7 protein-coding genes are annotated in these 7,710 nt (G+C 71.2%); 1 reads left to right on the forward strand and 6 read right to left on the reverse strand.

Features of this window, described 5'->3' with window-relative positions:
- Positions 1-31 precede the first annotated feature (31 nt).
- Genes ABD151_RS07705 through ABD151_RS07725 form a run of 5 tightly spaced genes read right to left on the reverse strand, consistent with a single transcriptional unit; the run spans position 32 to position 5,217 of the window.
- The gene (locus ABD151_RS07705; RefSeq protein ID WP_343992975.1) at positions 32-814 is read right to left on the reverse strand and encodes an ABC transporter ATP-binding protein; all 783 of its coding nucleotides are present in this window, start codon (positions 812-814) and stop codon (positions 32-34) included.
- Entirely contained in the window at positions 811-1,821 is a 1,011-nt protein-coding gene (locus ABD151_RS07710) for an ABC transporter ATP-binding protein (protein WP_343992977.1), read from the reverse strand. The genes ABD151_RS07705 and ABD151_RS07710 overlap by 4 nt, the downstream gene beginning before the upstream one ends.
- A 17-nt stretch (positions 1,822-1,838) precedes the next feature.
- Positions 1,839-2,708, reverse strand: coding sequence for an ABC transporter permease (locus ABD151_RS07715; RefSeq protein WP_343992979.1), 870 nt, complete (start codon positions 2,706-2,708; stop codon positions 1,839-1,841).
- Positions 2,705-3,664, reverse strand: coding sequence for an ABC transporter permease (locus tag ABD151_RS07720; protein WP_343992981.1), 960 nt, complete (start codon positions 3,662-3,664; stop codon positions 2,705-2,707). The genes ABD151_RS07715 and ABD151_RS07720 overlap by 4 nt, the downstream gene beginning before the upstream one ends.
- 32 nt (positions 3,665-3,696) lie before the next feature.
- The gene (locus ABD151_RS07725) at positions 3,697-5,217 is read right to left on the reverse strand and encodes an ABC transporter substrate-binding protein (RefSeq protein ID WP_343992983.1); all 1,521 of its coding nucleotides are present in this window, start codon (positions 5,215-5,217) and stop codon (positions 3,697-3,699) included.
- 146 nt (positions 5,218-5,363) lie between these two features.
- Here ABD151_RS07725 and ABD151_RS07730 point away from each other — a divergent pair, with 146 nt between their 5' ends.
- Complete coding sequence (locus tag ABD151_RS07730; RefSeq protein WP_343992985.1) at positions 5,364-6,284, forward strand: amidohydrolase family protein; 921 nt, start codon at positions 5,364-5,366, stop codon at positions 6,282-6,284.
- A gap of 55 nt (positions 6,285-6,339) precedes the next feature.
- Here the strand turns inward: ABD151_RS07730 and ABD151_RS07735 are convergent.
- Positions 6,340-7,710 (reverse strand): 3-hydroxyacyl-CoA dehydrogenase NAD-binding domain-containing protein (locus ABD151_RS07735; protein ID WP_343992988.1); only part of this gene is annotated, 1,371 nt, incomplete at its 5' end.

Genomic DNA, 7,710 nt, shown 5'->3' on the forward strand with positions numbered 1-7,710 from the left:
CTTCGTCATGCTGCCCACCGATCCGGGCGGATCACAGCCGAGGGACCGCCTCCAGGAGCTGGCGGGTGTAGGGCTCGCTGACCAGCTCCGGCTCGAGGTCCGCCGCCGCGCACTCCTCGACGATCCGCCCGTGCTGCATCACGATCACCCGATCGCAGAACAGCTTCAGCACGCTGATGTCATGGCTGACCAGCACCTGGGTCAGCTCGCGCTCGGCACGCAGGTCCATCAGCAGCTGGAGGATCTGCGCCTGGATCGAGACGTCGAGCGCGGAGACCGACTCGTCGAGCAGCAGCAGGCGGGGATCGACCGCCAGCGCCCGGGCGATCGAGACCCGCTGCCGCTGGCCACCGGAGAGGGTGGTCGGCCGGCGCTCGACGAGCGGCCCGGAGAGGCCCACCTGATCGAGGAGCTCGCGCGCCCTCGACTCCGCGTCCCGGCGATCCTCGCGGTGCCACAGCAGCAGCGGCTCGGCGACGTTCTGGGCCACGGTCATCGCCGGGTTCAAGGAGGTGTACGGGTCCTGGAAGACCAGTTGGATCGAGCGCCAGAGCTCACGCTGGAACCGGCGTCCCCGATACAGCGGGAGGCCCGCCAGCCGCACCGTGCCGGCGTCCGGACGGACCAGCCCGCAGAAGGCGCCGATCAACGTCGACTTGCCCGAACCGGACTCGCCCGCGATGCCGACGGTCTCGCCGGCCCGGATCTCCAACGACACGTCGTCGATCGCCCGGGTGCGCAGCGCCGGCGCCGGCCACCGCGACGACCGGTACTCCTTGACCAGGCCCTCGGCCTGAAGCAGGACCTCGCTCATCGAGCGCTCCTCTCGCCGGCAGTCGCCGGGGTCAGCGGATGGATGCAGCGCACCTCGCGCCCCTGCGCCGACGGGCTCAACGGCGCCAACGGCACCGGGGCGCTCTCGCAGGCAGGCGTCGCCGATCCGCACCGATCGGCGAACCGGCAGCCGGAGATCCAGCGGTTGGGCGGCGGGACCTGCCCGAGCAGGGGTTGCAGCCTGCCCGCCGCCATCGCCCGATCGGGGATGCAGCGCAGCAGGCCGTCGACGTAGGGATGCGCCGGCTGGTCCAACACCTGACGGGTGCCGCCGACCTCCACCAGCTCGCCGGAGTACATCACCAGGAGCCGGTCGCAGCGCTCGCTCATCACGCCGAGGTCGTGGCTGATCAGCAGCACCGCCAGCCCCAGATCCGTGCGCAACCGGTCGATCAGGTCCATCACGCCGCGCTGCACGGTGACGTCGAGTGCGGTGGTCGGCTCGTCGGCCACCAGGACGGCGGGGTCGCGGGCGATCGCGATCCCGATCATCGCCCGCTGGCGCATCCCGCCGGAGAACTCGAAGGGATACTGCCGGGCGCGCGACGCGGCCTGGGAGACCTCGACCTGCTCCAGGATCTCGACGGCGCGCTTGCGCGCCGCGCTCCTGGAGGTGCCCTTGTGCCGCAGCCGGACGGCCTCGGCGATCTGGTCGCCGATCCGCACCGACGGGTTGAGGCTGGTCATCGGGTTCTGGAAGATCATCGCGACATCGGGATGCCGGTGTCCGGGCGGGCACACCTCGGCTCCGATCAAGATCGTGCCGCCCGCACGCCGCACCCCACTCGGCATCAGGCCGGCGATCGCGGAGGCGGTGAGGCTCTTGCCCGAACCGGACTCCCCGGCCAGGCCGACCATCTCACCGGCGGCGACGCCGAAGCTGACGTCGCGGACCAGTCGCTGCGCCTCCCCGACCGCCACTCCGGGCTCGTCGAGCTCGAGCGACAGGCCTTCCACCCGGACGTCGGCAGCTCGGGTCTTGCTCATCGTGGCCATCTGCCCACTCACTTCTTCCGCTGTTCGGTCAGGGAGTCACCGAAGACGTTGAGGCTCAGGATCAGCGTGGTCAGCACCGCGGCCGGCACCAGCACCACATGCGGATGGCTGCTCAGCAGCGCGGAGGCGCCGATCAGGAGGGTGCCCAGTGACGAGTCCGGCGGCTTGACGCCGATGCCGAGGAAGGAGATGCCCGCCTCGACGACCATCGCCAGCCCCAGCAGGTAGCTGATCTGCACCACCACCTGGGCCCGGACCCCGGGCAGCAGGTAGCGCAGCAGGATCCGCGCATGCGAGGCCCCGGACATCCGTCCCGCGGTCACGAAGGCGGCGGTCGAGACGCCGAGCGCCTCGGCCCGGATCACCCGCAGCACCCGGGGCGCGAAGATGCAGCCGAGCACGGCCATCTGGCCCTGGATGCTGGTGTCCAGCGCGGTCTGCGCGGCCAGCAGCAGGATCAGCGCCGGCACCGTCAGCACGACGTCCGCGAGCCGGGAGAGCACCTGGTCCACCCACCCGCCGAGGTAGCCGGCCAACAGCCCCAGCGGCAGGCCGATGCCCACCGCGACGGCGACCGCCGTCAGCCCGGCGAGCAGCGAGGTGTGCACGCCCCACAGCAGCCGGCTGAACAGATCGCGCCCGAGCTCGTCGGTGCCGATCCAATGCTCACCGGAGATCGGAGCGAGGGTGTTCACCAGATCCTGCTGGGCCGGGTCCTGCAGCGGCAGGTACTCCACCAGCACCATCACCGCGAGGCTGGCGAGGATGAAGACCAGAGAGAGGCGGGCACCCCAGGAGACGCCGCGCACGCGCCACCGGGCCGAGGCCTTCGGCTTCGAGGCGCTCGGCGCGAGCGCGCCGGTCACGAGTTCGGTCATGCCTTGCTCCTCGCCATCGGGTTGAGCCACAGGGCGACCAGATCGGCCACCAGGTTGGCGGCGAGGATGATCGCGCCGAAGAGCGCGACCAGGGCCTGCACCACCGGGAAGTCCTGTCCCCGCACCGAGTCGATGGTGAGCGTGCCGATGCCCGGTACCGCGAAGACCACCTCCACCAGCAGCGCGCCGGTGATCAGGATGCTGACCTCCAGGCCGATCACGGTCACCAGCGGGGCGGCGGCGTTGCGCGCCACGTGGCGCAGGAAGACGCCGGCCTCGCTGACGCCCTTCATCCGTGCGGTGCGCACGTAGTCCTGCTGGTACTCGGCGATCAGCGAGGCCCGGAAGGTGCGGGTCTGCAGGCAGATCAGCGAGGTGGCCAGCGCGAAGGCCGGCAGCACCAGATACTGCAGGGACGTCGTCAGCCCGACCTCGCTGACCGAGCGGTAGCCGCCGGCCGGGTAGATCGGGATCCAGATCGCGAAGACCAGGATCAGCGCCAGTCCGACCAGGAAGTTCGGAACGGCCAGTCCCAGCACCGAGAGCATCGAGACGGCCTTGTCGAGCCAGCCGCCGGGACGGAGCCCGACGGCGATGCCCGCGATCACGGCGACCAGGATCGCGATCCCCATCGCCAGCACCGCCAGGAAGAGGGTCGGCGGGAGGTGCTGACCGACCAGGTGGCCCACGGTTCCGCGATTGCGGATCGAGTCACCCAGGTCGCCGGTCAGCACCCCGCCCAGCCAGCTTGCGTACTGCGCCACGATCGGCCGGTCGAATCCGTTGTCCTGCCGGATCCGCTCGATCTCCTCGGCGCTCGCGCTGTCGCCGGCGATCGCCGCAGCCGGGTCGCCGATCGAGTAGAGCAGGACGAAGGTTCCGAACGTCACCGCCAGCAACATCGGGATCGCCAACAGCAGGCGACCGATCACGTGCCGCAGCACCAAGACAGCCATTGCTTCTCCTCTTCGGGGCCCGGGGCCCTACCTCAGCCCGAGACGCCGCGGAAGGTCGGGAACGACGGCGCCCACGGGTCCTGCCAGCCTTCGACGTGCTCGCCGATCACGTAGGCGGTGGTCGGGGTGAGCATCGGGATGAGCAGTCCGTCCACCGGGAGCTTTCCGCTCAGCTCGCGATAGATCTCCACCCGCTTCGCCTGGTCGGGCTCCTTCAGCCCCTGGGCCGCGAGGTCGACGATCTCCGGCATCACGTAGCCGCCGGGGTTGTAGAGGCCACCGGGCAGCAGGTAGCGCGCGAGGCTCTCCGAGGGGTCGATCGCGTTGCCGATCGCACCGAAGGCGATCGCCACGTCCTTCTCGATGCCGAAGCGGCTGACCACCTCGGGCGGGGCGACCGGGAGCACCTTCGCGTCCAGGCCGATCTCCTTGAGCTGCGCCTGGAAGACCGTGGCCAGCTGCTCGAAGACCGAGTTCCCGGCGACCGTGACGATCTCGACCTTGGCGCCCTTGGCACCGGCCTCGCTGATCAGCTTCTTGGCCCGCTCGATGTCGTAGGGGAAGTTCTTCAGGCCGAGGTCCTTGTCGAATGCCTTCGTTCCGGCGCCCATCACCTGGCCGTTGGTCACGCAGGCGCCCTCGAGGACGCCCTCGCAGATCGCCTCGCGGTCCAGCGAGATCGCCGCGGCCTCGCGCACCCGCGGGTCGTCGAACGGCTTCATCGTGGTGTTCAGCGAGAAGGTGTAGTTCTCGGCTCCGCTGCTGCGCACGATCTTGTAGCCGGCGTCCTCGGCGGTCTTGGTCAGCTTCTCCGGCAGGACGGTGACGTCCACCTCGCCGGAGCGCACCGCGTTGAGCTTGGCGTCGTCGGCCAGGTAGGTGATCTCCAGCGTCTCGACCGCGGCCGCGCTGTCGTCCCAGTAGTCCGGGTTGGCCTCGTAGACCACGCGGTTGGGCTGCACGCTCTTCAGGTTGAACGCACCGATGCCGGCCTCGGTCTCGGTCAGGTCGACCTTGTCGGCGATCGCCTTGTCCGAGATCATCATCCCGCCGATGCTGGCCAGGGTGCGGGGCAGTGCGCCGACGCCGGCCGGGTTGCGCAGGCGGACGTGGGTCTCGTCGGTCTCCTCGACCGTGACCCCGGCCAGCACCGAGGCGTTGGTGCTGCCCTCCAGCTCCTGGGAGCGCTTGACGTTGGCGGCGACCGTCGCCGAGGTGAAGGGCGTGCCGTCGTCGAAGGTCAGCCCCTCGCGCAGGGTGAGATCGAGGAACGGGCCGGTGGCGTCCTCGCCGGCCTTCCACTCAGTGGCCAGCATCGGCTGGATCTCCTCGTCCCCGTCGAGGAAGAGCAGGCTGTCGTAGGCCGGGGCTCCGTAGAGCTGCATGTGGCGCAGCGGCATCAGGTCGGGGTCGAGCGTGGTGTGGGCGAAGGTGGCAGCGAAGACGAGCTTGTCGTCCGCCTTCGAGTCGCTGCCGCCTCCGGTGCCACCGCCACACGCAGTCAGCACGGAGAGCGCCAGCGCTCCGCATGCGAGGCCAGTCTTCAAGCGCATCGGGGTTCCCTTCGTGGAAAACGGTTGGTCGGGGCCGCGTGACGTCCGAGATTCGTGTGGCCGCCCTCACATCTAAACTGAAACTGAGATTAGACTCAGTTTTACGGCGACGCAATACCCTGCCGCCGAAATCCCAGGAGGCTCGCATGAACGACCGCATCGACGTCCACCACCACGCCTCGGCGCCGAGCTGGGTGCGCGAGGTGGAGCACTTCGCCCCGTCCCGCCCGGTCCGCCCCTGGACGCCGCACGACGCACTCCGCGCGATGGACCACCATCACGTCGCCCGCGCGGTGGTCTCGCTGACCGCTCCCGGCGTCTGGTTCGGTGACGCCGCCCGTGCCGTCCCGGCCGCGCACGCCGCCAACGAAGAGCTGGCCGCGAGCGTGCTGGCCCCGGGCAACGACGGCCGGCTCGCCTTCTTCGCGGCCCTCCCGCTGCCCGACGTGGAGGCCACCTTGGCGGAGATCGAGCATGCCTCGGCTCTCGGCTGCGCCGGCTACACGCTGCTCACCAACGTCGACGGGCGCTACCTGGGAGACCCCGAGTTCGCGCCCGTCTGGGCCGAGCTGGACCGACGCCGCGCCGTCGTGTTCGTGCACCCGAACTGGACCACGCAGCCGCTGGTTCCGGGCGTCTCCGGAGCGATCGCCGACTTCCTGCTCGACACCGTGCGCACCGCGATCAGCCTGCTCTACGCCGGTGTCCTGGACCGGCACCGCGACGTGTCGATCATCCTGAGCCATGCCGGCGGCTTCCTGCCGTACAACGTGCATCGGCTCGCTGCGATGTCCGCCACGATGCTCGAGCCGCGCCGCGACGCCGAGCAGCTGCTCGCCGACGCCCGCCGGTTCTACTTCGACACCGCGCTGTCCACCTCGCCGACCTCCCTGCCCAGCCTGCTGGCGTTCGCCGACCCGCAGCGGATCCTCTACGGGACCGACTGGCCCTACGCGCTGAGCCCGACCATCGAGTACTTCGAGCGCGAGTTCGCGGCCTACCCGCTCGCCGAGGAGCAGCGCAGCGCCATCGAGCACGACAACGCCCGGCGGCTCTTCGGCTGGTGAGCAGCAGTCCTACCCGGCGCCGCAGGAGACGCCGGGTAGGACGGTCCGAGTGGGCTCAGCCGAGGCCGGGCCGGGCACGGCGCGGCTCGGCGCCGAACCGCCCGGCACCGGACGCCAGCCGGGTCAGCGACTCGCCGACCGGGAAGGCCCGCGCCTCCAGCACCCGACACCTCGCGACCACCTCGGCGGCACCGGTGCGGTCGCTCCACTGGAACGGGCCGCCCAGCGCACGCGGGAAGCCGATGCCCAACACCGCAGCCAGGTCGCCGTCGTCAGGGTGACACAGGGTGCCGTCGTCCCAGCAGGCGATCGCCTCGGTGACGAAGGCGAGCAGCAGCCGCTCCCCCGCCAGCCCCGCGGGCAGCGGGGCACCCGCGGCACCGATCAGCTCCGGCACGGCCGGGTCGAGGCCGTCACGGCGTCCCTCGGCGTAGCGGTAGAAGCCCTTGCCGAACCGCTTGCCCCGGAACCCCGCCTCGATCAGTCGCTCCAGCAGCGCCCTGACCTCGACGACGTCGACCCGCTCGGTGAGCACCTGCTCGGCGACCTGGACCACGCTGGCCGCCAGCACCAGGTCCAGGGTGACCTCGTCGCTGGCCTGCAGCGGTCCGACCGGGAAGCCGACGGCTCGGGCCTCCGCCTCGATCACCGCCGGGTCGGCGCCGTCGGCGAGCAGCCGCAGCCCCTCGATCAGCCAGCGCGCGTAGACCCGCGAGGTGAAGAAGCCCGGGTAGTCGGCCACCACCACCGGCACCTTGCCGATCGCCCGCGCCATCCGCCCGGCCCGCTCGACCGCGTCGGTGGAGGTGCCGGCATGCGGCACCAGCTCGACCAGCGCCATCCGCTCCACCGGGGAGAAGAAGTGCGTGCCCAGGAACGCCTCGGGTCGCGAGACGGCGTCGCTGAGGCTGGCGACCGGGATCGCCGAGGTGTTGGTGGTGATCAGCGTATCCGCGCCGACCTCGGCATCGATCAGCCGCAGCGTCTCCCGCTTGAGGTCCGGGGACTCGAAGACCGCCTCCACCACCACATCGCTCCCGGCGAATCCCTCCCAGCCGGTGGTGGCGCGCCAGCGCCGCTCCGCGGCGGGCGAGGTGGCGGCACGGACCCGCGCCTCCTCGAGACGCGCGGGGTCGATGTCACGGACCACGGCGTCGAGGCCGTGCGCGACCGCGGTCGCCGCGATCCCGGCGCCCATCTGCCCCGCACCGACCACGCCGATCGCCCGGTCCGCCTCGCCCGTGCTCCGGAAGCGACGCTTGGCCGCGGTCTCCACGTGGAACAGGTGGACCAGAGCCGCGCTCTCGGCCGACGCCAGCAACCGCTGGAAGGCCGCGCGCTCGGCGGCCAGTCCCGCCGCACGGCCGGCCCGCAGGCCGACGCCCACGCACTCGACGACGGCGGCCGCAGCGGCAGCGCTCGGCGG

The organism is Nocardioides dubius, from assembly GCF_039528155.1.
Taxonomy (GTDB): domain Bacteria; phylum Actinomycetota; class Actinomycetes; order Propionibacteriales; family Nocardioidaceae; genus Nocardioides; species Nocardioides dubius.